24 protein-coding genes are annotated in these 24,674 nt (G+C 40.9%); 3 read left to right on the top strand and 21 right to left on the bottom strand.

What is annotated here, in order from left to right; genetic code table 11:
* Nucleotides 1-37: 37 nt before the first annotated feature.
* Entirely contained in the window at nt 38-1,927 is a 1,890-nt protein-coding gene (locus tag O3636_RS10190; protein ID WP_371643017.1) for a DUF2207 domain-containing protein, read from the bottom strand.
* A gap of 138 nt (nt 1,928-2,065) precedes the next feature.
* Between O3636_RS10190 and O3636_RS10185 the strand changes: the two genes are divergently transcribed.
* Both O3636_RS10185 and O3636_RS10180 read left to right on the top strand, forming a co-directional pair.
* The gene (locus tag O3636_RS10185) at nt 2,066-3,631 is read left to right on the top strand and encodes an ABC transporter substrate-binding protein/permease (protein ID WP_371643015.1); all 1,566 of its coding nucleotides are present in this window, start codon (nt 2,066-2,068) and stop codon (nt 3,629-3,631) included.
* Nucleotides 3,631-4,371: an amino acid ABC transporter ATP-binding protein gene (locus tag O3636_RS10180; protein ID WP_000189477.1), complete on the top strand. Its 741-nt coding sequence runs from the start codon at nt 3,631-3,633 to the stop codon at nt 4,369-4,371. Before O3636_RS10185 ends, O3636_RS10180 begins: the two co-directional genes overlap by 1 nt.
* A 243-nt stretch (nt 4,372-4,614) precedes the next feature.
* Here O3636_RS10180 and O3636_RS10175 read toward each other — a convergent pair whose 3' ends face one another.
* The 14 genes from O3636_RS10175 to O3636_RS10110 all read right to left on the bottom strand — a co-directional run bounded on the left by O3636_RS10175 (nt 4,615) and on the right by O3636_RS10110 (nt 18,899).
* Nucleotides 4,615-4,830 (bottom strand): hypothetical protein, encoded by a 216-nt coding sequence (locus tag O3636_RS10175; RefSeq protein ID WP_001130036.1) that lies wholly within the window; start codon nt 4,828-4,830, stop codon nt 4,615-4,617.
* A gap of 829 nt (nt 4,831-5,659) precedes the next feature.
* A complete protein-coding gene (ilvA, locus tag O3636_RS10170) occupies nt 5,660-6,910 on the bottom strand; it encodes a threonine ammonia-lyase IlvA (RefSeq protein ID WP_000952975.1) in 1,251 nt (416 codons plus the stop codon).
* Nucleotides 6,911-7,023: 113 nt separating this feature from the next.
* The gene (gene ilvC / locus O3636_RS10165) at nt 7,024-8,046 is read right to left on the bottom strand and encodes a ketol-acid reductoisomerase (RefSeq protein WP_000290683.1); all 1,023 of its coding nucleotides are present in this window, start codon (nt 8,044-8,046) and stop codon (nt 7,024-7,026) included.
* 65 nt (nt 8,047-8,111) lie between these two features.
* Entirely contained in the window at nt 8,112-8,588 is a 477-nt protein-coding gene (gene ilvN / locus O3636_RS10160; RefSeq protein WP_001253803.1) for an acetolactate synthase small subunit, read from the bottom strand.
* Entirely contained in the window at nt 8,581-10,281 is a 1,701-nt protein-coding gene (locus O3636_RS10155) for an acetolactate synthase large subunit (protein ID WP_371643006.1), read from the bottom strand. Before O3636_RS10155 ends, ilvN begins: the two co-directional genes overlap by 8 nt.
* Before the next feature lie 201 nt (nt 10,282-10,482).
* Nucleotides 10,483-12,150 carry a DAK2 domain-containing protein gene (locus O3636_RS10150; protein ID WP_371643004.1) on the bottom strand — a complete coding sequence of 556 codons (1,668 nt, stop codon included), beginning with the start codon at nt 12,148-12,150 and terminating at the stop codon, nt 10,483-10,485.
* Between the two features lie 2 nt (nt 12,151-12,152).
* Nucleotides 12,153-12,518 carry an Asp23/Gls24 family envelope stress response protein gene (locus tag O3636_RS10145; protein ID WP_042901664.1) on the bottom strand — a complete coding sequence of 122 codons (366 nt, stop codon included), beginning with the start codon at nt 12,516-12,518 and terminating at the stop codon, nt 12,153-12,155.
* Nucleotides 12,519-12,673: 155 nt separating this feature from the next.
* A complete protein-coding gene (gene rpmB, locus O3636_RS10140) occupies nt 12,674-12,862 on the bottom strand; it encodes a 50S ribosomal protein L28 (protein WP_001140948.1) in 189 nt (62 codons plus the stop codon).
* Between the two features lie 119 nt (nt 12,863-12,981).
* Nucleotides 12,982-13,656 carry a hypothetical protein gene (locus O3636_RS10135; RefSeq protein WP_371643002.1) on the bottom strand — a complete coding sequence of 225 codons (675 nt, stop codon included), beginning with the start codon at nt 13,654-13,656 and terminating at the stop codon, nt 12,982-12,984.
* Between the two features lie 4 nt (nt 13,657-13,660).
* Nucleotides 13,661-14,107, bottom strand: coding sequence for a LytTR family DNA-binding domain-containing protein (locus O3636_RS10130; RefSeq protein ID WP_238095621.1), 447 nt, complete (start codon nt 14,105-14,107; stop codon nt 13,661-13,663).
* A 113-nt stretch (nt 14,108-14,220) separates the two neighbouring features.
* Nucleotides 14,221-14,724 (bottom strand): phosphatase PAP2 family protein, encoded by a 504-nt coding sequence (locus O3636_RS10125; RefSeq protein WP_371643000.1) that lies wholly within the window; start codon nt 14,722-14,724, stop codon nt 14,221-14,223.
* A gap of 210 nt (nt 14,725-14,934) precedes the next feature.
* Nucleotides 14,935-16,695 carry an ABC transporter ATP-binding protein gene (locus O3636_RS10120; protein ID WP_371642998.1) on the bottom strand — a complete coding sequence of 587 codons (1,761 nt, stop codon included), beginning with the start codon at nt 16,693-16,695 and terminating at the stop codon, nt 14,935-14,937.
* Nucleotides 16,685-18,454, bottom strand: a complete 1,770-nt coding sequence (locus O3636_RS10115; RefSeq protein ID WP_371642996.1) for an ABC transporter ATP-binding protein — start codon at nt 18,452-18,454, stop codon at nt 16,685-16,687. Before O3636_RS10115 ends, O3636_RS10120 begins: the two co-directional genes overlap by 11 nt.
* Nucleotides 18,438-18,899 carry a MarR family winged helix-turn-helix transcriptional regulator gene (locus O3636_RS10110; protein ID WP_371642994.1) on the bottom strand — a complete coding sequence of 154 codons (462 nt, stop codon included), beginning with the start codon at nt 18,897-18,899 and terminating at the stop codon, nt 18,438-18,440. Before O3636_RS10110 ends, O3636_RS10115 begins: the two co-directional genes overlap by 17 nt.
* A 213-nt stretch (nt 18,900-19,112) precedes the next feature.
* On the opposite strand from O3636_RS10110, the gene O3636_RS10105 reads away from it, so the two are divergent.
* A complete protein-coding gene (locus O3636_RS10105) occupies nt 19,113-19,754 on the top strand; it encodes a DUF308 domain-containing protein (protein WP_261013476.1) in 642 nt (213 codons plus the stop codon).
* Nucleotides 19,755-19,809: 55 nt separating this feature from the next.
* Here O3636_RS10105 and O3636_RS10100 read toward each other — a convergent pair whose 3' ends face one another.
* The 6 genes from O3636_RS10100 to O3636_RS10075 form a co-directional block, all read right to left on the bottom strand.
* Nucleotides 19,810-20,526, bottom strand: coding sequence for a YebC/PmpR family DNA-binding transcriptional regulator (locus O3636_RS10100; protein WP_000532882.1), 717 nt, complete (start codon nt 20,524-20,526; stop codon nt 19,810-19,812).
* A gap of 692 nt (nt 20,527-21,218) precedes the next feature.
* On the bottom strand, nt 21,219-22,634 hold the full coding sequence (gene ply, locus O3636_RS10095; protein ID WP_371642992.1) for a cholesterol-dependent cytolysin pneumolysin: 1,416 nt from the start codon (nt 22,632-22,634) through the stop codon (nt 21,219-21,221).
* Between the two features lie 10 nt (nt 22,635-22,644).
* On the bottom strand, nt 22,645-23,055 hold the full coding sequence (locus tag O3636_RS10090; RefSeq protein ID WP_000595751.1) for a hypothetical protein: 411 nt from the start codon (nt 23,053-23,055) through the stop codon (nt 22,645-22,647).
* Nucleotides 23,048-23,656: a hypothetical protein gene (locus O3636_RS10085; RefSeq protein ID WP_371642990.1), complete on the bottom strand. Its 609-nt coding sequence runs from the start codon at nt 23,654-23,656 to the stop codon at nt 23,048-23,050. The genes O3636_RS10090 and O3636_RS10085 overlap by 8 nt, the downstream gene beginning before the upstream one ends.
* Before the next feature lie 14 nt (nt 23,657-23,670).
* Nucleotides 23,671-24,129, bottom strand: a complete 459-nt coding sequence (locus O3636_RS10080; protein WP_371642988.1) for a DUF4231 domain-containing protein — start codon at nt 24,127-24,129, stop codon at nt 23,671-23,673.
* A gap of 407 nt (nt 24,130-24,536) precedes the next feature.
* Nucleotides 24,537-24,674 (bottom strand): LPXTG cell wall anchor domain-containing protein (locus O3636_RS10075; RefSeq protein WP_371643033.1); only part of this gene is annotated, 138 nt, incomplete at its 5' end.

Here is a 24,674-nt window from a genome sequence, read left to right as displayed (position 1 = left end):
CATTATAGCATACTTTTTCAGTCTATGGCAGTTCTCTTTAAAAGGCTCCGATACTGCCGCCACCTCCACCGCCAGAGAAGCCACCGCCAGAACTTCCATTTCCAGAAGATACGGAATAGGTACTTGCTGTGTTTGCGATACTAGCATAATGGCTCATTTGCGCGCTTGAATGATAAAACATACCGTGCCAGCCATAAGCTACATAAAGGTTGATATCTGGATTTTCCACTTGAATCTGATGAACCTTCATCAAATGACTGACCTTGTCCGCATAGCCAAATAAGGTCGCATAAACCAAGAGGCGATTCCATACCACAATACTTTCCAATTCAGCCTGATCCAATCGTGCAATCTCACGCAACATATTTTCAAAACTGGTCCAGAGATAGTAGACTTCTGCTCCTGCTTCATTTAGGACACCATCACGATTATCTAATCGAAGCTTCCAATAATAGAAAACAGCCAAAACCAAACCTAGAAAACCAAGTATTGGCAAGGGGAGGTAAAAATAAGCATGAACATCCAAACTATACAAGAAAAAGCCAAATCCAATAAATAGGGGTAAAATAGTAGAGAGTCCCATACCTACTTGCAAGGCCTTTTCCCCACCAGTTAAAGGACGATAATAATCTGGAAGTCCCCAGAAGGAAACTCGCTTTCTCACTCCTTCTTGCATCTCTTTCAATACCTCTTCAAAAGATGATTTGAGCTGACGCCCCTTTGCTTGAATCCGTTTTTCATCAGAGACTTTTGCTCTACGATAAAGACTATCAGATACCTTGTAATCCGCAAACAAATTGGAAAGAGTTGCTTCTTTTTTTCCTGAAAAGGCCAGATTTAGGCAGTCTTTCTCAAAACTGGACAAACCATCTTCTTTTACCAGCCTCAAACCAACTGCGTCTCCTTCTGAAATAATAGAAACATTCCCACGGTCTATCACATCTAACAAGGTAGCTTGAATAAGTTGGTCAAAGGTGAATTTACCTGCTCCTTTTGTTAGAGGACTCACTTCCTCCAAGGAGGTCGAGTAAACAGCCTCTGATAAAACCATAGGCTCTAATTCCATTGGTGGTTCATAGAGACGATGATTTTTGGCATATTTGACTGAAGGAGTGGTCTTTCTTCTATAGATAAAATAGAAGCAGACGCTCAATAACAAGGAAATGGAAAGTAGCAAAGGAAATACCCAAGTAAGGAGTTGTTTACTTTGCTCTTTTTCTTTAACAATCGAGCCTTCTATCTTATTAAACTCTTCTAAACGATTCCCTTTCAATCCCTGATCCCTAGCGCTAGCAAAATCAGTTCGAGGCCAGTAGGCATGCAATTCAACTCCACGCTTAGCCGGAAGATTGTCCAAACGGATAGTATAATCAAGGTTACTCTTTTCAACCGTTCCCTCTCTAAAGAGTTTCCCTGTATGGAAAAAGAGTTTTTCTGCCCCCATGTCTCCCCTTACATGAAATTCAAACTTGCCAATAGACCCTGAACTGTCTGTTAAAGGTTGCCAATTTAATTCAGCGATATCATCATAAAGGAAAAGCAAATTTTTTAAGTTCCAAACGAGGTCAACTTCAACTGTGTCGCCTTCTTGACCTGGATTGTAGACTTTGACAGTATAACCATCTGCTCCTTCTATCACTTCGCTCGTAACATCTGCTAGTTCAGCACCGTTTTTCGCAGCCTGAACCTTTGGATGAGGATCTATCTCAAATCCGCTAGGCATCTTGCCAGCACGTCCAAGTCCCACAATTTGACCCTTAAAGTCCTCCTCAAACTGATAAACTATCTTTTGTCTAAATTCTGCCGTATTGTCTGCATGAATATACAAATCCCCTTGGTAAGAGTTTATCTTAAAATCAATGGCAAAAACAGAGAGTGGCAGAAGGCAAAACAAGCCTAACACCAGTAAGAAAAAAGTTTTTTTCATCAACTAAGCCCCCTTTTTATCTTTGCTATCATTATATCATTTTTTCATAAGTAAGGGCTTACCTATATTGAAAAATAGAGTTTTTTTCGATAAAATAGGAGACAGTTATTTTTTAATAGATTAGAAACAGGAGAAATCATGAGAAAAATATACTTATCTATTTTCACAAGTCTCTTGCTGATGCTAGGACTTGTCAATGTTGCTCAAGCCGATGAATATTTACGCATCGGGATGGAAGCGGCATATGCCCCCTTTAACTGGACCCAGGACGATGATAGCAATGGAGCTGTCAAAATCGATGGAACCAACCAGTATGCCAACGGATACGATGTTCAAATCGCCAAGAAAATCGCTAAGGACTTAGGTAAAGAGCCTTTGGTTGTTAAAACCAAGTGGGAAGGTCTAGTCCCTGCCCTTACTTCTGGTAAGATTGACATGATTATCGCAGGTATGAGTCCAACTGCCGAACGCAAACAAGAAATTGCCTTTTCGATCAGTTACTACACTAGCGAACCCGTTCTACTAGTCAAAAAAGATTCTGCCTACGCAAATGCTAAATCTTTGGATGACTTTAATGGTGCGAAAATCACTTCTCAACAAGGTGTCTACCTCTACGACTTGATTACACAAATCCCGGGTGCTAAAAAAGAAACAGCTATGGGAGACTTCGCTCAAATGCGCCAAGCACTTGAGGCCGGTGTCATCGATGCCTATGTTTCTGAACGCCCTGAAGCACTGACTGCCGAAGCTGCAAACTCTAAGTTCAAGATGGTCCAAGTAGAACCAGGTTTTAAAACTGGAGAAGAAGATACAGCTATCGCCATTGGACTTCGTAAAAATGACAATCGTATTAGCCAAATCAATGCCAGCATTGAAACCATTTCAAAAGACGACCAAGTTGCCTTGATGGATCGTATGATCAAGGAACAACCTGCCGAAGCTACAACAACTGAAGAGACTAGCAGTAGTTTCTTTAGCCAAGTCGCTAAAATTCTTTCTGAAAACTGGCAACAACTCTTGCGTGGTGCTGGTATCACTCTTTTAATCTCTATCATCGGAACCATCACAGGTCTCATTATTGGACTTGCCATTGGTGTCTTCCGTACTGCTCCTCTATCTGAAAATAAAGCCATTTATGGCCTACAAAAACTAATCGGCTGGATCCTCAATGTCTATATTGAAATTTTCCGTGGTACGCCAATGATTGTTCAATCGATGGTTATCTACTATGGAACTGCCCAAGCTTTCGGTATCAACCTTGACCGCACACTGGCTGCTATCTTCATCGTTTCGATTAACACTGGTGCCTACATGACTGAAATCGTCCGTGGTGGTATCCTGGCAGTTGACAAGGGACAATTTGAAGCCGCAACTGCTCTTGGTATGACTCATAACCAAACCATGCGTAAGATTGTTCTACCTCAGGTAGTCCGTAACATCCTACCAGCAACTGGTAATGAATTTGTCATCAATATCAAAGATACATCTGTATTGAACGTTATCTCTGTTGTTGAACTTTATTTCTCAGGAAATACCGTGGCAACGCAAACCTATCAATACTTCCAGACATTTACAATCATCGCCGTGATTTACTTTGTCCTCACCTTCACCGTAACACGTATCCTACGCTTCATCGAACGCCGCATGGACATGGATACCTATACTACAGGTGCTAACCAAATGCAAACGGAGGATTTGAAATAATGACACAAGCAATCCTTGAAATTAAACACCTCAAAAAATCCTATGGACAAAACGAAGTGCTAAAAGACATTTCACTCACTGTCCACAAGGGAGAGGTCATCTCTATCATCGGAAGCTCTGGAAGTGGAAAATCAACCTTCCTACGCTCCATTAACCTCCTTGAAACGCCAACTGATGGACAAATCCTTTATCATGGACAAAACGTCCTCGAAAAAGGCTATGACCTCACGCAATACCGTGAAAAGTTGGGGATGGTATTCCAATCCTTTAACCTCTTTGAAAATCTCAACGTTCTTGAAAACACAATCGTCGCTCAGACAACTGTCCTTAAACGCGAACGTACAGAAGCTGAAAAGATTGCCAAAGAAAACCTGGAAAAGGTCGGCATGGGAGAACGCTACTGGCAAGCGAAACCAAAACAACTCTCAGGTGGTCAAAAACAACGTGTGGCCATCGCTCGTGCCCTTTCCATGAATCCTGACGCTATTCTCTTTGATGAACCAACATCAGCTCTCGATCCCGAAATGGTTGGAGAGGTCCTCAAAATCATGCAAGATCTGGCTCAGGAAGGCTTGACTATGATTGTCGTAACCCATGAAATGGAATTTGCCCGTGATGTCTCTCACCGTGTTATCTTCATGGATAAGGGTGTAATCGCTGAAGAAGGCAAACCAGAAGACCTCTTCACCAATCCTAAAGAAGACCGTACAAAAGAATTCCTTCAACGCTATCTCAAATAAAAAGAAAAGGCTGCATAAATCGTGCAGTCTTTTTGCTGTCCTCATACTCTTCGAAAATCTCTTCAAACCACGTCAGTTTCGCCTTGCCGTAGGTATATGTTACTGACTCTGTCAGTCTTATTTACAACCTCAAAGCAGTGCTTTGAGCAGCCTACGGCTAGCTTCCTAGTTTGCTCTTTGATTTTCATTGAGTATCAAAATGAAAAGGCAGACCCTATTCAAGAATCCACCATTATCCAAAGATTAATCTTCAAATTTTTCATGATTTTTTTCATAGAAATCAATTAAACCTAGAGCTGTTTCAAATGAAATATTTTTTACTTTTGCACGACCCTGCGCTAGAGCAATGATAGACATTTCACGCGCATTCGTTTCTTTAGAGATACGGTAGCCTGTGATTTTCTTATCACGAACCCAGCCAACAACTGATTCTACTTTTTCAAAGTTTGACTTAGCCATGTTCTTCTCCTATTTTCTTCTTTACGTTATATTATTCTATACGTTTTTATGTCTTTTGTCAATAAAAAAACATATATTCAATAAAATAAATGATTCAGAATCTTCTTACTTCCTTTTTAAAGCCGATAATATATAGGTTTTTGCTTACTATAACCCATTAGTATGCTCCTAAAAAACAATTGCATTATTAAACTTTAAACTTGTAAAAATATTCATGTATACTGAATGCCAGTTTCTCAATAGGATAGACAGGATTTACTATTTCATTCTATATGTTCCTTTTAAATTAACAAGTCCACTAAAGATAGTGTTTCACTCCACACTATCTCTAAACCATCCGTTTTCTTTCTCCTTCTTTGGTTCCTTTCCTGTCCTTATCTATATCTTATTCGTTTCACAACCGGTACTACTTACTTTGTCCAATCTTGCACCTTCTGATTACATACCCGCTTTCCAACTAGTCATTTGAAAACAGCAGCACTTGCCGTTTCATGTCTAGCACTATTGTTTATCTCACGAGTTTTTTAGGTCAACTCACCTAGCAACCATCTCACAAACATTGATTATTTTTTCTGATTCCTATTATATTTAGCGAAAATTCAAATTAGGGATCTATACAATTAGGGATTTCAAAAAATTTCCTTATATATAGTAAGTAATTCTGTCGCCTTAATATAAATAGAATCAAAAATAATAGGTGCTATAGTGAGTTGTAGTAGAAATAGCACGATAGATTTCCTAAGTCCATAGGAATCGCCCCCTTTCTTCACCCTCATTATAACACCTATACATCAATTGTGCAAATAATATGATATTTTTTTATTAGTCCTCAGACAAGCATATTATAGAGCGTTTCATTACCATTTAAGTTAATATAAGCTGGATCGAAGCCTTCCATTCTACGGATCAAACCTGCATAATCATGCTTATCTGCTAAAGCGATCCCAATCAATACAGGCCCTGTACCCTTGCTAGCTCGTTTGATATACTCAAAACGTGTGATATCATCATTTGGTCCCAGGATATCATTTACAAACTCACGCAAAGCCCCTGGACGCTGTGGAAAATTGACCACAAAGTAATGCTTGATCCCATCATAAATCAAGGCACGCTCTTCCATTTCTGGCATACGGTTAATATCATTATTTCCTCCAGAAATGATACAACAAATGGTTTTCCCCTTGATATATTCAGCTAAAACTTCTAAAGAGGCAATACTAGCCGCTCCAGCAGGTTCTGCAACAATGCCTTGCTTAGAGTAGAGGTCAATCAAGGTTTCAGAAATCAACCCCTCGTCGACACCTACTAAAGTCTGAACGTGTTGGCGAGTTGCTTCATAGGTCAACTGACCTACTTTTTGCACGGCAATCCCATCCGCAAATTTGTCAATTTCCTTGAGTTTAACAGGTCCACCTGCTTCAAAAGCCGCCTTCATGGAACGCGCTCCATTAGCCTCTACCCCAATGACCTCAATTTCTGGACTTGTTTCCTTGATATAGGTAGAAACCCCAGCAATGAGACCGCCACCACCAACAGGAACCAAGACAGCATCAAAATCAATCGATTCTTTTCGAGCTTCTTCTAAAATCTCATAAGCAACGGTTCCTTGACCTGCCTGAACATGGGCATCATCAAAAGGATCAATAAAGGTACGATTTTCAGAAACTGTAAATTCTTGAGCTGCTTTAGCTGAAGCATCAAAGGTATCTCCAACTAGTTTAATGGTTACGAAGTCCCCACCAAAAAAGCGAACCTGGCCAATCTTTTGTTGCGGAGTTGTAATGGGCATAAAGATAGTAGCAGGAATCTTCATTTCATTACAAGTATAGGCAACTCCCTGAGCATGATTTCCCGCAGAAGCGCAGACTACCCCACGCTCACGCTCTTCCTTGCTGAGCTGAGAAATAGCATAATAGGCACCACGAATCTTAAAAGAACGAACACGTTGGGCATTTTCCTTCTTCAAATAAATCTTAGCACCATACTTCTCCGATAAATAATGATCATAATCCAGTGGGGTATTCACAACCACACCGTTCAAGACCTTGTGAGCCTTGATGATATCTTTTGAACTTAACATCTTTTTCTCCTAGACTATTCATACTATCACAATCCATCCTCTAAAACAGAGATGAATTGATTATAAAAGCGAGTTAGGTCCCCCCAACTCGCCTTCAACTTGATTTCTATCAATTAGTTATAGATTTTGAATGCATCATCGTCGTTTTTACCAACGAATGGCATTGCTTTACGCAATTCTGCACCAACTTTTTCAATTTCAAGGTTAGCTGCTTGTTCACGGTAAGCAGTCAATTTTGGACGTCCAGCTTTATAGTCATTTACAAAGTCATTTGCAAATTTACCATTTTGGATGTCTGCCAAGACAGCTTTCATGTTTTCTTTAACTTGCTCAGTGATGACACGTGGACCTGATACATAGTCACCGTACTCAGCAGTGTTTGAAATTGATTGACGCATTTTCTTGAATCCACCTTCGTAGATCAAGTCAACGATCAATTTCATTTCGTGAAGAACTTCAAAGTAAGCCAATTCTGGAGCGTATCCTGCTTCTGTCAAGACTTCGAAACCTGCTTCGATAAGGGCAGTCAAACCACCACAAAGTACAGCTTGTTCACCAAACAAATCTTCTTCAGTTTCTTCTTTGTATGTTGTTTCAAGAAGACCTACACGGGCTGCTCCGACACCTTTACACCAGTCCATAGCAATATTTTTCGCATTTCCTGTAGCATCTTGGTATACTGCGTAAAGAGCTGGTACACCAAATCCTTCTTCGTAAGTACGGCGTACCAAGTGTCCTGGTCCTTTAGGTGCACACATGAAAACATCTACATCTGCAGGAACTTTGATAAATTCAAAGTGGATGTTGAAACCATGAGCAAATCCAACTGCGTTTCCAGCTTCCAAGTTTGGAGCGATTTCTGCTTCGTACAATTCTTGTTGGATTTCATCTGGTGCCAAAATCATGATAACGTCAGCTAATTTAGTTGCTTCTGCTACTGTGTAAGTGTCAAATCCATCTTCTTTTGCTTTGTCAAAAGATTTACCTGGACGTACACCGATAATGACATCACGACCTGAATCACGCAAGTTTTGAGCATGCGCATGTCCTTGCGAACCATAACCGATAACGGCGATTTTTTTACCGTCAAGTGCTGCTACTTTAACATCTTTTTCATATTCCATTTGAACTGCCATAGTTTTTCTCTCTTTTCTATTATTTATTGCCTTTTAGGCTGGGTTAACAAATTTAAGTTGGATTTTTAATCGCGGGTAAATCCAGTGGCACCCGTTCGAGCAATATTGCGAATACCGTATGGTCGAATGACTCGCAATAGAGCTTCGCTCTTTTCTGCATTTCCTGTCATCTGAATGGTAATCGAGCTTGGCGCCACATCTACCACCGTTGCACGGAAAGGTTGAATAATTGCTAGAATCTCAGCGCGCTTCTCAGCTGGCGCTGACATCTTAACCAAAATCACCTCGCGCTCCAAATGAGGCTTGTCTGTAATATCACGAATGCGAATCACATCAATCTGACGATTGAGCTGTTTGATAATTTGCTCCACCTCATCATGTGAAGCTACATCAATAATAATGGTAATACGCGATACATTCGGATCTTCTGTTGCTCCAACAGAGATGCTTTCGATATTAACCTGACGACGAGATAGGACACCTGTAAAGCGATTGAGGACTCCTGAACGATTTTGTAGTTTTGCTGTTAACATTCTACGCATGGAACTTCACCCCCAACATCTCATGATTACTCTTACCAGCCGGTACCATTGGTAACACCTGTTCCTTACGAGAAATATCTACCTCGATTAGCATAGGAACATCCTCAGTGATGACTTCAAGGTCTTGAGCCAAGGTCTCAGGATTGTCAAATTTATAGTTTTTAATACCATAAGCTTGCGCCATCAATTGGAAATCAGGAAGGCTATCAAAGACCGACTCAGACGTTCTACCTTCATAGAAGGATTCCTGCCACTGGCGAACCATTCCAAGTGAGTGGTTGTTCAGCATCACCACCTTGATTGGCACCTTATAAATGTTCAAAATAGCCAATTCCTGATTGGTCATTTGGAAACCACCATCCCCAACAAACAAGACTACTTCCTTATCCGGATTAGCAATTTTAGCACCGATTGCTGCTGGAATTCCGAATCCCATGGTTCCCAAACCACCTGAAGTCACTAACTGACGTTCGTTTTGATATGGATAATACTGGGCTGTCCACATTTGGTGTTGACCTACGTCTGTGACCACAATGGCATCTCCATTCGTCAATTCACCAATTCGTTCAATAACAGCTTGCGGTTGAACCACACGCTCTTTCTTATCATAAGAACGAACGCGGTTCTTGTCTTTAGTGACTTTTTCAATCCATTTCTCAGTATTGTTATGAACTGTCGGTTCTGCCAGCAACATTTGCAAGGCTTTCTTAGCATCTCCAACTACAGGAATATCTGCACTGATAATCTTGCCAATCTCGGCTGGGTCAATATCAATGTGGGCAACCTTAGCATTCTTAGCAAAGGTCTTAGGATTCCCCGTCAAGCGGTCATCGAAACGGCAACCAATACTAATCATAAAATCAGCTTCCGTCATGGCAATATTTGCTGCGAATGACCCATGCATTCCTCCCATTCCAAGGAAAAGTGGATGACTCGTTGCAATCGTTCCTTGCCCTAAAAGACTAGTTACCACTGGAATTTGGTAGCGCTCTGCAAATTCATTCAACTCCGCAGCAGCCTCAGCATAACTAATCCCACCACCAGCTAGCAAGACTGGCTTTTTAGCCTTGGATAATTGCTTCAAGATTTTCTTAATTTGCATATCATTTGGCTCAAGAGTCGGTTGATAACTTGGTAGGTTCACCTCTGGTGAATAGATGAAGTCTGTTTCTAAAGCAGATACATCTTTAGGTAGATCAATTACAACTGGCCCTGGACGTCCTGTAGTTGCGATATGGACAGCTTCCGTAATAATACGCGGAATATCGGCTGTCTCACGAACTTGATAATTGTACTTAGTGATTGGCATGGTAATTCCCACGATGTCTGCCTCCTGAAAGGCATCCTTACCAATCCCTGCTCGCGCCACCTGACCTGTAAAGACCAAAAGGGGAACACTGTCACTCATGGCATCCGCAATCCCTGTAATGGCATTTGTTGCTCCCGGTCCGCTAGTGACGACGGCAACACCCAACTTTCCAGTTGATTTAGCATAACCTTCAGCTTCATGCAGACAACCTTGCTCATGGCGTCCTAGAATGTGACTAATGCCTTTAAAATTATATATCGCATCATAAAAAGGCAAGACTGCACCACCAGGATAGCCAAAGATGGTATCAATTCCTAAATCACGAAGTGTTTCCAAAACTATGTCTGACCCCGTCTTAGGAGATTCTAAACTGATTTTCTCCATTGTTCCCCTTTCTCTTCTCTTAAAAATAACTTGTTACTATCATACCATTTTTTCAAGATTTTTCAAGAGAAAAGAAGAAATTTTCTGAATTTTCTATTTTAACGTTTATTTATGAATGTTATTTTTGTTTTTATTAAAAAGATACCGATTTCATTATTTTAAAAAAGAAAAAAGAACTGATTTCTCAGTTCTTCACTAATCTTATTCCACACTAAATAGGTATGGGTAAACTGGTTGTTGGCCTTGATGAATCTCGACTTCAACGTCTTCGAATTCTTCTGCGATTTCTTGGGCAATTTCATTGGCAAGTTCTTCGCTTCCGTCTTCACCGACATAGAAGGTTACGATTTCACTATCTTCATCCAACATATGTTTCAAGGTTTCTGTCAAGGCTTGGTGCATATCAGGGTTTGACACGAGGATTTTCCCATCCACCATACCAAGGTTATCGTTTTCATGGATTTCTAAACCATCAATGGTTGTATCACGAACAGCTGTTGTGACGCTTCCGCTAACGACATCGCTAAGAGCAGCTGTCATACGCTCTTGGTTTTCTTCGATGGACTTGCTTGGATCAAAGGCAAGAAGACTTGTCAAACCTTGAGGGAGAGTGCGAGCTTCCACCACTACTGCTGGTTGTTCCAAAACTTCTGCTGCAGATTGAGCTGCCATGAAGATGTTCTTGTTGTTTGGTAGGAAGATAATGTTACGAGCGTTGACCTGTTCAACAGCCTTGATAAAGTCTTCAGTTGAAGGGTTCATGGTTTGACCGCCCTCGATAACATAATCCACACCTTGAGAACGGAAGATATCTGCTAGACCTTTACCAGCCACTACAGCAATCAAAGCATACTCTTTTTCTTCAGCAGGCTTGCTAACTTGGGCAGCTTCTTTCTCAACCTGTGCTTCGTGTTGGTTGCGCATATTGTCAACTTTTACCTTGACCAAGCTACCATATTTAAGACCTTCTTGCATAACAAGTCCTGGATCTTCTGTATGGACATGGACTTTGACAATTTCATCATCATTGACAACAAGGAGAGAATCCCCAAGCTCATTCAAGTAGTTACGGAATTCGTCGTAGTCAAAATCTTTGGCATAGGTTGGACCTTGCTTAAGAGCTACCATGATTTCAGTACAGTAACCAAAGGTGATGTCCTCAGTCGCTACATGACCAGCTACAGACTTGTGGTGCTCTGCATTGATCATTTCACTCATGTTGGCTGGAGTTGCTACAAAGTCCTCAGATGCAATATATTCGCCAGTAAGGGCTGAAAGGAAACCTTCGTAGATAAAGACCAATCCTTGACCACCTGAGTCTACAACGCCAACTTCCTTCAGGACAGGAAGCATGTCTGGCGTTTTAGCAAGAGCTGTTTTAGCACCTTCCACGGCTGCGCGCATGACTTCAACAGCGTCATCTGTTTGCTCAGCTTTTTTCTTAGCACCGATAGCAGCACCACGAGAAACTGTCAAAATCGTTCCTTCAACAGGTTTCATCACTGCCTTATAGGCAACTTCCACACCTGATTGGAAGGCAAGGGCCAAGTCTTGACCTGTTAACTCGTCTTTATCCTTGATGGCTTGTGAAAATCCACGGAAAAGCTGAGACGTAATAACTCCTGAGTTCCCACGCGCACCCATCAAAAGACCTTTAGCAAGAATGCTCGCTACTTCTCCAACTGTAGAAGCTGGCTTGTCGGCAACTTCTTTGGCACCATTTTCAATGGTCATTCCCATATTTGTCCCAGTATCTCCATCTGGAACTGGAAAAACGTTTAATGAATTGACATATTCAGCTTGCTTATTCAAGCGAGTTGATGCAGCCTGCACCATTTCTTGAAATAAGCTAGTAGTAATTTTTGACACGGTTATTCTCCTACAACTTTGATATTTTGAATGTAGACATTTACAGTCTGAGCAGTAATTCCAAGTTGGTTTTCCAAACTAAAACGAACACGCTCTTGAATGTTTTTTGACACTTCGCTAATCTTTGTTCCGTAGCTCAACACGGTATATACATCAACTGCAATACTGCCATCTTCGGTCGCTTTTACGACGACACCTTTGGAATAATTTTCCTTACCTAGAAGGGCTTGGAAATTATCTTTGAGGGCATTTTTACTAGCCATACCGACCACACCAAAAATCTCAGTTGCTGCTCCACCTACGACGGTTGCAATCACTTCATCTGTTAGTTCGATTTGACCATCTTTTGTATTAATTTTTACAGTCATCCTTTTTACCTCAACTAGTTGATACTCTATTTTATCATATTTCAGCCCAAGTGTAAAAGCAGAATACTGTATCAGCGGATATTTACTCCGTTTTTCAAATGATTTTATACCCACAACAAAAGAAAAAAGACCCTGAGGTCTCCTTACTTTTATTATTAAACGCGTTCAACTTTACCTGATTTCAAAGCACGAGCTGAAGCCCAAACTTTTTTAGGTTTACCATCGATAAGAACAGTAACTTTTTGAAGGTTTGGTTTTACGGCACGTTTTGTTTGGTTCATCGCGTGTGAACGGTTGTTTCCTGATACAGTCTTACGACCTGTAAAGTAACATACTTTAGCCATTGTGTTTTCCTCCTATTAGATCTAATATAGCGGATGTGCTAGCACCACATACCGTACTATGTTATCACACTTTCTTCATTTTTGCAAGGGAATTGGAAGATTTTTTTATTTAACCTTTTTTATTTAACGTAGACAATCCCCAACTTCCCAAAGGCCACATCTCCACGGATAATCAAAGTTTTGCTGGTTGGAGCTAGAGGTGCATCTGCCTTGGCTGCTCCACAGAAAGTTTCCACCTTCAGATCCACTCTCCAGTGTTGAGGCACGTAGATAACTGCATTCCCAAAACCGACTTCGATATTCAGAGTGGCAAAATCACCTAACATCTCTGCATTGTCATAATATATCTTGGCATTTCCAAAGCCGACTTCTACTTGATCCTCTACTAATTCTTGGTCTTGCTTATAAAATGTACCTGTCCCAAAAGCGACTTCCTTGTCTATAAAAATGGTTTTTTCACCATCATACCACCATTTTTCCCCATTCCAAGTTCTGTTAGAATGAGTCAACATACTTACTCCGAGAACGATCAGAATTCCTGCCCAGAACAGTGACTGATTGGGAATCGGTAAAATATCATAAGAGTGGTTGGCAATTAGTAAGGCTACTAGAGCTGTAAAAGAGGCTGAGGTTAAGTGGCGACGCAACAAAGCTCCAACTGATTGGTAGGCAAAAAAAGCAATACCAATCAAGGGCCAAATTTGCCCTCCAAGAGAAGGGATTCCAAAATTCCCTTGTAGTAATATTAAAGTTGCCAAAACGAGCAACACAACACCAAATACTTTCTTTTTCATGTTCTTACCTCATGTTTCTTAGATTTTCTTTTAGGAGGGATTGGTAATGTCGTGAGACATGAACCTCCTTGTGGGTCTGATAAAAGGAAATGGTGCCTGTTCCTGAAAAGGACTTGTCCACCGAATAAACCTGACGGATATTTGCGATAGTTGACTTGGATACCCGACTGAAATAGCGAGGAAGGATAGCCTCTAACTCATAGAGTTTAAGCCGAACTTCGTAGGCATCTTTCTGGGTATGGGCATAAATCTTGTTCCCTTCTGTCTCAAAGAAGAGAATTTCCGACAAGTTCAGATAATACTCACCCGTCCCCTTGTAAAAAATCAACCTAGGAGACTTGGACTCTTGTAAGAGTCGCTGTAAATCCGCAATTTCATCTGTCAAAGCCGCTGCCTTGATGACAATTTCAGTTTCCTCTAAATTGCTATCAATTTCGATTCGTAACTTCATTCCATCTCCTTTCTGACTCTACTATATCAAAGCCAAAATAAGAAAACAAGAGCAAAAAAGCAAGTGGTTACTTTAGACCCGTAAGTGGTTGTAGGATCACCTTAACTTACAAGTCAAAATAGAAAGAAAATCACACCCCACACAAGGGCACAAATATAACCAACCACTACATCCTTGGGGTAGTGTACACCCCCTAAGACTCTCACTAGACCGAGGAAGGCTGACAAGACTAACAAGATAACCCCTAGAGATAAACTAGCATGAAAGCAAGTCATGGAGATAATAGTTGCTGAAAAGACGTGACGACTGGGCATAGACCGACCAGGACTATCTCTGTCAAGCAGGGGTTTAATAGTCCATTCCTCATAAGGCCTAAGAGCATTGAGTTTCTTACGGAGAAGGGACAAAATCACAAAACCTGACGCAGGGATAAACACATACATCCAGACCTGTTTCCCAAGTCCTTCTTGGAGATAGGTGGCGACTAACAAAGTCAGATAAACTATAGGCATAACTACTGTCATGAACCGATTGAAAACTCTTAACAATCTCAGAAAAAGAGGATTATTTTTAATCTTACCAGCGATGTGGTCATACCATTCTTGATAATTTTTCATATATTTTCTCATCACTTACTCAAATTTTATACTCAATGAAAATCAAATAGCAAACTAGGAAGCTAGCTGCAGACTGTTCAAAGTACTGTTTCGAGGTTGCAAATAGAGCTGACGCAGTTTGAATTTAATTTTCGAAGAGTATTGCTTGTAGGGAAGAACTTGTCTTCTAGTATAGTGCAGAAAAAGAAGGCCGTCAAGCCTTCTTTGGGTTTATTCTTCTGCTTCATCTTCTGTAAACTGACTGTTATAAAGGTCAGCGTAGAAGCCTCCTTGCGCCATTAGCTCATCATGATTTCCTTGCTCGATGATATTCCCATCTTTCATGACAAGAATCAAGTCAGCATTACGGATGGTTGACAAGCGGTGGGCGATGACAAAGGAAGTTCTGCCCTCCATCAAACGATCCATAGCTTTCTGAATCAATTCCTCTGTACGGGTATCAACCGAAGAGGTCGCCTCATCCAAAATCAAAAGTGGTGCATCTTTCAGCAAAGCACGAGCGATGGTCAAGAGTTGTTTTTGCCCGACAGACAAGGTAACTGTATCATCCAAGACGGTATCGTAACCATCTGGTAGAGTCATGATAAAGTGGTGAATCCCTACAGCCTTGCTGGCTTCAATCACGCGCTCATCACTAATACCCTCTTGGTTATAGATGAGATTGTCGCGAATGGTCCCTTCAAAGAGCCAAGTATCCTGCAAGACCATTGAAAAGGCATCATGTACTTCCGAACGCTTCATCTCTTTGGTATCCACACCATCAATGCGGATACTTCCCTTATCAATTTCATAGAACTTCATCAAAAGATTGACAATGGTTGTCTTACCAGCTCCTGTCGGTCCGACAATGGCAACCTTTTGACCTGCATGTGCGGTCGCAGAAAAGTCATGGATAATAGTTCGCTCTGGTGTATAACCAAAGGAGACTCGATCAAAGACTACTTGACCTTTCATATCGCTCAATTGTCTTTCTTTATGGGATTCATCTTCCATTTCCTCTTCAGCTAGGAATTCGAAGACGCGTCCCATGGCTGCACTAGCCTGCTGAAGACTAGTAATCCCTTGGGCGATTTGTGAAAGAGGCTGAGAAAAGATACGAACATAGGCCATAAAGGCAACGATAATCCCGATACTAATCTGCCCATTCAAGGCCAAGGCTGCACCAACGATAATCACCAAGGCATAGCTAAAGTTCCCAATAAACATCATAATCGGCATCATAATCCCTGAAATAAATTGAGATTTCCAGATACTATCATACAGACGATTGTTTAATTTCGCAAACTCTTCTTTCGTACTTTCGATGGCATTGTAACTGGTCACCACATTATGGCCAGAGTACATTTCCTCCACATAGCCATTGACAGCTGCCAAATCCTGTTGCTGACTCTTAAAGAAACCCTGTGATTTGCCCATAAAGACGGACACGAAAGCAAAACCGATAAGGGTTGAAACAACCGTCACCAAGGCTAAAATCCAGTTCATACCAAACATGGTTACCAAGACTGCTACGACCAATAAACTAGATGAAAGAACTGTTCCCAGACTTTGATTGAGGGACTGGGCTGCAGTGTCAACATCATTGGTTACACGAGACAAGGTATCCCCTTGAGAATGTCCATCAAAATACCCTAATGGAAGGCGATTAATTTTCTCTGCAATGGCTCTTCTCAAACGTTCTGAAAAACGTTGAATGGCTGTTGTAAACAGAAAGGCCTGTAAATAATTTGATAAAAGTCCGATCACATAAATCACGGCCAAAAAACCACCAATAGCTGCAACCGCCGCAACATCCACACTTGTTTCCAGACCACTAGCAATAATATTAGTCATTTCCTTGATGCGGGTTGGACCATATACAGTAATGATATTGGATACGATTGTTGCTAGAAAGGCGATCAGAAGGGCAAACTGGAGACCTGCAAGATAGGGTTTACTCTGTTCCCAGAGCGATAGTTTTTTATTTTCCATGTTCCAATTCCTCCTTCGATAGTTGTGAATAGGCAATTTCTTGGTAAACTTCGTTGGTAGCTAAAAGTTCCTTGTGGGTGCCTTGTCCCACGACTTTTCCTTGATCCAAGACCAAAATCAAATCTGCATCCATAATCGTTGAAATGCGTTGTGCGACGATGAGTTTGGTCATAGATCTTGTTTTCTCTGCTAGTTCTTGGCGTAGGACACGGTCTGTCTTGTAGTCCAAGGCTGAGAAGGAGTCATCAAAGATGAGGATTTCTGGCTTCCGAGCTAAGGCACGCGCAATGGCCAGACGCTGTCTTTGTCCACCTGAGAAGTTGGTTCCTCCTTGGGCTACTTCTGACGCCAAGCCCGCTTCCTTGTCTTCAATAAAGTTCTTAGACTGGGCCAATTCTAAGGCTTGCCACATAGCTTGTTCATTAAGCGGTGTTTCTTGACTCTGTCCAAAGTCTAGATTGCCCTTAACATCACCTGAAAAGAGTACAGCTTTTTGTGGAATATAGCCAACCTTGTTGCGCAAATCTTCCAAACCGTAATCTTGAACATTAACTCCGTCCACTAAGATTTCTCCTGCTGATACATCGTAAAAGCGTGGAATCAGATTAACCAGAGTTGATTTACCAGAACCCGTTGAGCCGATAAAGGCAACTGTTTGGCCGGTTTCTGCTTTAAAGCTGACATGCTCAATAACCGCCTCCGAATTTGCCGCATAGCGGAAGGTCACATCCTTAAATTCGACCTGACCTTTGAGATTTTCATCAGCCAACTGCACTTGAGCAGGATTTTGGATAGAAGAATGCAAATCTAGAACCTGATTAATCCGTTTGGCAGAGACCATGGTTCGAGGAAGAACGATGAAGAGTGCCCCCATTAGAAGGAAGCCCATAACAACCTGCATGGCATAAGACATGAAAACAACCATGTCACTAAAGAGAGGCAGACGAGCTGTCGGATCAGCATCGTTGATTACATAGGCCCCAATCCAGTAAATCGCCACACTCAAACCACTTGAAATCCCCATCATGATGGGATTCAAAATGGCCATGAGACGATTGACAAACAAATTCAAACGGGTCAATTCATCATTTGCTGCTGCAAATTTTTCATCTTGGTACTTTTCAGCATTGTAGGCACGAACAACGCGAATACCTGTTAAACTTTCACGAGTGATACTGTTCAGTTTATCAGTCAGACTTTGAATCAAGGACTGTTTTGGAAAGGCTAGCGTCATCAAAACTGTTGTCATCAAAACATTGACAATCACTGCCACAAGTACAGCCCAGAGCCAGTATTCTGAATGACCTAAAATCTTCCCGATAGCCCAGATCGCCATAATCGGACCACGCGTAACTACTTGTAAGCCCATGGTGATCAGCATCTGAACTTGGGTAATATCATTAGTAGTACGAGTTAGGAGACTTGGAATAGAGAATTTCTTAATCTCTGTCTGCGAGTAATCCAAAACTCGGTTAAAAATATCACTTCTCAGCCTACTAGTATAAGAAGCCGCCACTCGGGATGCAAAAAATCCAACTGCAACTACGGACAAGAAGGCAAGGAAGGACATTCCCACCATCATGCTTGCCGGCTGCCACAACTCATCTAAATTAGTTCCTTGACTACCTAGTAAATCCGTAATTTTCGAGATATAGGTCGGCACTTCCAACTCCAGATAGACCGAAAAGCAGGTAAAGAGAACGGCTAGAAAAATCATCCCCCATTCTTTTCTACTAATTCGTTTAGCTAATTTCTTCATTCTCTCCTCCTATTCCCTCGATATTTGCCTGTAGTTGACCGAGAACTTTCTCAAAAATCAGTAATTCATCTTCATCAATGTCTTCCATCAACTGCTTATCAATTCGTTCAAAAAAGGCCTTAACCTGCTTCATTTGAGAACGTGCTTTGTCCGTCAAACGAACAAATTTTGCCCGCTTATCACTAGGACTCGCCTCCAATTCCACCAAACCATTTTGCACCATACGCTTGACCAAATTACTAGCAACAGACTTGGTAATATTGAGTTCCTGCTCGATATCTTTAATCAAGACCAAGTCTTGGTTTTTCTCACGATTATCCAAAAAACGAACAACCTGACCTTGAGGCCCACCCATAAATTCAATACCACAACGTTTGGCTTCCTTTTGCACCATCAGGTGAATCTGATGACCAAAACGCTTAAAGGCTAACATCGGTTTATCCATACTAACTCCTTTCTAACTATCACATTTAGTTCTCCTAGGAACTAAATAAGTTTCCATGAGAACCATTTTACCACTTTGAAAAGAGATGTCAAGAAAAAGTTTCCTAGAGAACTATTTTAGTTTAAATTGACATTAGGCAAGATTTTTTATATAATGAGCACTCACTACTGTGGGTAGAAATCCATTCACTTAATGAGGAGAGAAAACTTTCAAATGAAACCAGAAGAACAAAGAGTTTTAGGAATCTTAGCAACCATTTTTGGAGCCATCGCACTTTTAGGATCCTGGCTCCCGTTTATTAACTATCTATCGTTGTTCATCGGCATCGTCGCATTTATCTTGGGGATTATCGGCCTTATCGTCAACCTCAAAAAACGGAAAAAAATGGCTATTATCGGAACATCCCTGGCAGTTGCCTCTGTTGTACTTTTCTTTACGACTCAGGTACTATACGCTGATGTCTACAAAGAGTATGCCAAGGAGTTTAACCGTTCCTACATGGATACGAGTGCCTCAATGGAACGCGAAGAAAAAAGCAGCTTGATAGACGATACCTTCGCCTGGACCCAAGAACAGTTCGACGCCTTAATCGAAGGTGACCTTGACAACAAAGGAAAAGGTGGTACCAACTACGAGGATATTATCAACAAACACGGAAAGCCAGATTCCGAGTTTGACTTCACTCTTGGGGGTTACGATACGAAAAAAATCACCTATATCTCCATTGGAGACAAGATCAAGACTGTTACCTTAACTTTTGCAAAAGATGACAATGGACAGCTCTTGCTCGTCCAAAAACATGCAGTCGGTCTAGGTCTAGAAAAAAGCAAGCAACAAAACGATTCTGAAACCTGAGTCTAAGTTCAAATATCAAAAAAACGAACAGCTAGTAAAACTGTTCGTTTTTCTATTAGAACCCGTCTACGTTCGTATAAATCTTTTGTACGTCTTCGTCGTCCTCAAGAACGCTGTAAAGTTTTTCAAAAGTTTCAAGGTCATCGCCTGACAATTCCACTTCTGACTGAGGAATCATTTCCAACTCAGTCACTTGGAATTCTTCAATACCTGACTCACGAAGGGCAACGATAGCCTTGTGAAGGTCAGTTGGAGCTGTGTAAACTGTGATTGTACCTTCTTCTGCTTCTACATCATCCACATCCACATCTGCTTCTAGCAATTGCTCAAAGACCGCGTCCGCATCTTCACCTGCAAATACAATAACACCTTTGTTGTCAAAGAGGTATGAAACCGAACCTGAAGCACCCATGTTTCCGCCATTTTTACCAAAAGCTGCACGGACATTAGCCGCTGTACGGTTGACATTTGAAGTCAAGGTATCAACAATCAGCATAGAACCATTTGGTCCAAACCCTTCGTAACGTCCTTCTGTAAAGGTTTCGTCTGTGTTTCCTTTAGCCTTGTCCAAAGCTTTATCGATAACGTGTTTTGGCACTTGAGCTTGTTTAGCACGGTCGATAACGAATTTCAAAGCTGAGTTTGATTCTGGATCTGGATCACCTTTTTTAGCTGCTACATAGATTTCTACACCAAATTTTGCATATACTTTAGAGTTAGCTCCATCTTTAGCCGTTTTCTTAGCTACGATATTGGCCCATTTACGTCCCATTAGGAATCTCCTTTTTTCACATTTTAATCTTTCTTATTATAACACAAGTTTTTTCGATTTTCACTAGAGGAAATGGATTTTATTCAGTAAATCCAACTCGGACAAGTTTGACAAAGTCCGCTCAAGCTACTGTTTTGAGTTTGTAGATATAAGCGACAAAAACCATTATACTGCACCTTTTGTTGACAGTCTACTCCAGACACATGATAGTTCAAGTAAATACTTTGAAATTCAACAGTTCTTATAGGCACTATTGTATTCTAAGAAATCAATAGAAGAGTTTCTAACCAAACATCTATTACTCAATGAAAATCAAAGAGCAAACTCGAAAGCTAGCCGCAGGTTGCTCAAAATACTGTTTTGAGGTTGCAGATAGGGCTGACGTAGTTTGAAGAGATTTTCGAAGAGTGTAATTTATGTGTTCCTGAAACAGAAATTTATGTTCTTTTTGATTTCACATGATACTGAAGTTAGACTAGTACAACGGCACTTCTAAAACAAGTAAAAGGTAGCTAATTCCCTGTATAGCAAGGAGTTTCACTACCCTTTTTACTTCTTCTTACAGTCACTGTTTGATAGACTCATTTTAACATCACGAGCCTAGTCCAAAGGAAAATCGCTAGGCAAGAGATAAACTTTCAGATATTCGCAGAGAGATCATCGCCTCTTTTTGTCGCAAACATTCTTCTCTCCTAATCATTTTCTACCTTATCCTCTACCTGAGGATAAAGAGTCGTTCCCCAAATAGAAATCGTCCGCTTACGTACTAGTGGCAAATCAGTTTTTTCATAAACCGTACGCCACCATTCCCAGGCAAGCCCGGTACACTCTCTAATTTTGACAGAGAGATTGCGAACATTCCCTTTCAAAGGAATACTAGTGGTAAAATGAGCCGTCAAATCCTGCCCATTTCTGTCCCAAGCCTTAGGAGTCAAAACTTCTTTACCTTGATAATCATAGGATAATTCATCCCAAGTAATGTAATATTGGGCAACATAGGCACCACTATGATCCAAAAGTAAATCTCCGTTTCTGTAAGCTGTCACCTTAGTCTCAACATAGTCTGTACTGTTTTGAAAGGTCGCAACTACATTGTCACGTAAAAATGAAGTTGTATAGGAAATCGGCAAGCCTGGGTGATCTGCTGTAAAGCGACTGCCTTCTTGAATCAAGTCCTCTACCATATCCACCTTGCCTGTTACAACTCGGGCACCCGAACTTGGGTCGCCCCCTAAAATAACCGCCTTCACTTCTGTATTGTCCAAAATCTGCTTCCACTCTGTCTGAGGAGCTACCTTGACTCCTTTTATCAAAGCTTCAAAAGCAGCCTCTACTTCATCACTCTTACTTGTGGTTTCCAACTTGAGATAGACCTGACGCCCATAAGCAACACTCGAAATATAGACCAAAGGACGCTCTGCAGAAATTCCTCTCTGCCTCAAATCCTCTACCGTTACAGTATCTTGAAACACATCTCCTGGATTTTTAACAGCATCTACGCTGACTGTATAATAAATCTGCTTAAAATTAACAATCTGAATCTGCTTTTCGCCCGAATGGACAGAGTTAAAATCAATATCAAGAGAATTCCCTGTCTTTTCAAAGTCAGAACCAAACTTGACCTTGAGTTGTTCCATGCTGTGAGCCGTGATTTTTTCATACTGCATTCTAGCTGGGACATTATTGACCTGACCATAGTCTTGATGCCACTTAACCAACAAATCATTTACCGCTCCGCGAACACTTGAATTGCTGGGGTCTTCTACTTGGAGAAAGCTATCACTACTTGCCAAACCAGGCAAATCAATACTATAAGTCATTGGGGCACGATCGACCGCAAGAAGAGTGGGATTATTCTCTAACAAGGTCTCATCCACTACGAGAAGCGCTCCAGGATAGAGGCGACTGTCGTTGGTAGCCGTCACGGAAATATCACTTGTGTTTGTCGACAGGCTCCGCTTCTTTCTTTCGATAACAACAAACTCATCGGGTAGCTGATTCCCCTCTTTGATGAAACGATTTTCAATACTTTCTCCCTGATGGGTCAAGAGTTTCTTTTTATCGTAATCCATAGCTAGTATAAAGTCATTTACTGCTTTATTTGTCATCTTCTACCTCCTAATAAGTTCCTGGATTGAGTTGCATAAACTCAGACTTGTTCAGCGAAATCAGCCGTGGTTGGACTAAGTGATCCAAAATTTCCTCGTATAATTCTTCTGAGACATTACGTCGCCGTCTGGCTAGATAAGAAGTCGGAATGACCGTATTATCCAACATAAATACCTTATCTAAGTCAATCAAGGTTGGTCTTGTAAAAGGATTACGAGCTAAATCTGGCTCTTCTATCATAAAGTTCTTGACCAAACGTCTGGTCAAGAGAGCTGGTTTGAAGGTCTGATTTTTAACTAACTCTTTGTTTTTAGTCATGCTGTTGTCAATACAGATATACATATGATTCTTCACAGCCAAATCGCTACTAATACTTGGAAAAGGCAAATAAAGAGCCACAACATCTCCTCTCTTAATCAAGCAAGAGCACCCCCTTTTCTCCTAATGTAACATAGACAGGATTGACCAAGTCTTCTGATTGACTCAGAACTTCCAACGTTTGAATTTGGCGCGCTGTCAATTTATTTGCATCTTGTCTCTTCAATACAAAATGCCTATCGCCAATCACCTTGACACTATAATCCTTCTCCAAAGCTGACTGGTAAATCCACATCAGATATTGTCTGTCCTGAGAACTCAAGAGAGAAGGATGTTCAAGTCTCCCGATAGTCTGATAAAAATCAAAAACAGGAGCCAAAGCTTGCCAATCTGACTGGCTAGTTGTCAAGGCTAGAAAAAGGGCTTTGCGAGCTGATACTTCTTGATTAGCCTTGAGAGTCCCTTTTCCCTCCAAGTTTTTTAGAAAGTGGGAAACTCCAGAAAGCAAATCTTTCTCTAACTGCGAGAAATAAAAACCTTGCCTTCCCAGACATAAGTCTCTCAAGTCGCTTTCTCTAGCAAATAAGAGTTCAAACATTTGATAGTAAAAGAAAAATATCTGGCACTGGGTCGCGCTCATCTTTTCCTTATCGGCTTCTTTTTTCAACCAGAGCAAGGGCAACAGGTAACTAGATTGAGCCATCTCCTCCACCTCCTCTACTCTTTTTTAGCTGGGGCATCTGCACTAGCTGCCACTTCTTTTGACTGGATACTTTCCCACTGGTTAATCTCCTCTGAGATAAGACCTTCGCATGTCTTGACAAATAAGGCAAAAGCCCTGGTTTTTCCTGCATATTTCTCCGTTTGGCATTGATAAAGGAATTTTTCTCTCTCCAGGAGTTGCGCAGTCTTTTGGTAAGAAATCCAGTGTTCCTTTGCATTATACAAATTGAGAATCCCCTCACACAGCAAGCCTAGACTGGACAAGGCAACCGAAATCAAACGGTAGCGATCACCTGGCATAGGAATAGCACAAAAGACCGCTATGAGAAAACCTGCCACGATTTCTGTTATTTTTAACACCTTATAGCGCCTACGATGTTGAACACTTTTCTTTAAAAAATGAGCTATCTGTACATCCAATCGCTCTGTCAAGTACATTTCTTCTGGCGTCATGTTCGTAACCCCTTTCATTTACTTTGATAGTCATAGTATAACATATTTGAATATCAAAGTATAGTAAAAACTGGAAAGCTCTATCTTATTATAAAATCCAAATATGAAATGTTTATGAAATGAGAGAAACATATCACAAAGAGGATTGATATAGTAGATTGAAATAAGATATGAACAAATCTGTTAAGAAAGTTAATTTAATTTCTAGCAATGTTTTAGAAGTTGTGGTGTACTGTTTCAATTTCAATATACTATAAAAAGTTTCATTTGATTCACTAGTAAAAAAGGATAACATCTCCTCTCGGAGATGTCATCCTTTTGGGACCGACTAGAACATAGTGTTCCAATCTCTTTTCGTTAAATTTATAGAATGTTTATCCTATGAATTATTTTATCAAAGTAATTTCTTACTCTTCTTCCTCGCGTTTTTTCGCGATAAGGAGTCCCCCTGTTGCTGCTGCAAGAAGTGCTAAAGCAAGTGAAGCGCGAGATTGTTCTGTACCAGTATTTGGCAACTCTTTCGCTCCTGCTTTCTTAGCTGTTGC

This window comes from Streptococcus sp. 27098_8_76 (genome assembly GCF_041432315.1).
Lineage (GTDB): Bacteria > Bacillota > Bacilli > Lactobacillales > Streptococcaceae > Streptococcus.
The sequence above is the reverse complement of the archived record's forward strand: the minus strand, read 5'-3'. Positions and strand labels throughout refer to the sequence as shown.

Excerpts from the sequence above, each read along its gene's own strand:
- O3636_RS10190 (WP_371643017.1), bottom strand. The coding sequence starts at position 1,927 with ATGAAAAAAACTTTTTTCTTACTGGTGTTAGGCTTGTTTTGCCTTCTG.
- O3636_RS10185 (WP_371643015.1), top strand. The coding sequence starts at position 2,066 with ATGAGAAAAATATACTTATCTATTTTCACAAGTCTCTTGCTGATGCTA.
- O3636_RS10180 (WP_000189477.1), top strand. The coding sequence starts at position 3,631 with ATGACACAAGCAATCCTTGAAATTAAACACCTCAAAAAATCCTATGGA.
- O3636_RS10175 (WP_001130036.1), bottom strand. The coding sequence starts at position 4,830 with ATGGCTAAGTCAAACTTTGAAAAAGTAGAATCAGTTGTTGGCTGGGTT.
- ilvA (WP_000952975.1), bottom strand. The coding sequence starts at position 6,910 with ATGTTAAGTTCAAAAGATATCATCAAGGCTCACAAGGTCTTGAACGGT.
- ilvC (WP_000290683.1), bottom strand. The coding sequence starts at position 8,046 with ATGGCAGTTCAAATGGAATATGAAAAAGATGTTAAAGTAGCAGCACTT.
- ilvN (WP_001253803.1), bottom strand. The coding sequence starts at position 8,588 with ATGCGTAGAATGTTAACAGCAAAACTACAAAATCGTTCAGGAGTCCTC.
- O3636_RS10155 (WP_371643006.1), bottom strand. The coding sequence starts at position 10,281 with ATGGAGAAAATCAGTTTAGAATCTCCTAAGACGGGGTCAGACATAGTT.
- O3636_RS10145 (WP_042901664.1), bottom strand. The coding sequence starts at position 12,518 with ATGACTGTAAAAATTAATACAAAAGATGGTCAAATCGAACTAACAGAT.
- rpmB (WP_001140948.1), bottom strand. The coding sequence starts at position 12,862 with ATGGCTAAAGTATGTTACTTTACAGGTCGTAAGACTGTATCAGGAAAC.
- O3636_RS10135 (WP_371643002.1), bottom strand. The coding sequence starts at position 13,656 with ATGAAAAAGAAAGTATTTGGTGTTGTGTTGCTCGTTTTGGCAACTTTA.
- O3636_RS10130 (WP_238095621.1), bottom strand. The coding sequence starts at position 14,107 with ATGAAGTTACGAATCGAAATTGATAGCAATTTAGAGGAAACTGAAATT.
- O3636_RS10125 (WP_371643000.1), bottom strand. The coding sequence starts at position 14,724 with ATGAAAAATTATCAAGAATGGTATGACCACATCGCTGGTAAGATTAAA.
- O3636_RS10120 (WP_371642998.1), bottom strand. The coding sequence starts at position 16,695 with ATGGAAAATAAAAAACTATCGCTCTGGGAACAGAGTAAACCCTATCTT.
- O3636_RS10115 (WP_371642996.1), bottom strand. The coding sequence starts at position 18,454 with ATGAAGAAATTAGCTAAACGAATTAGTAGAAAAGAATGGGGGATGATT.
- O3636_RS10110 (WP_371642994.1), bottom strand. The coding sequence starts at position 18,899 with ATGGATAAACCGATGTTAGCCTTTAAGCGTTTTGGTCATCAGATTCAC.
- O3636_RS10105 (WP_261013476.1), top strand. The coding sequence starts at position 19,113 with ATGAAACCAGAAGAACAAAGAGTTTTAGGAATCTTAGCAACCATTTTT.
- O3636_RS10100 (WP_000532882.1), bottom strand. The coding sequence starts at position 20,526 with ATGGGACGTAAATGGGCCAATATCGTAGCTAAGAAAACGGCTAAAGAT.
- ply (WP_371642992.1), bottom strand. The coding sequence starts at position 22,634 with ATGACAAATAAAGCAGTAAATGACTTTATACTAGCTATGGATTACGAT.
- O3636_RS10085 (WP_371642990.1), bottom strand. The coding sequence starts at position 23,656 with ATGGCTCAATCTAGTTACCTGTTGCCCTTGCTCTGGTTGAAAAAAGAA.
- O3636_RS10080 (WP_371642988.1), bottom strand. The coding sequence starts at position 24,129 with ATGACGCCAGAAGAAATGTACTTGACAGAGCGATTGGATGTACAGATA.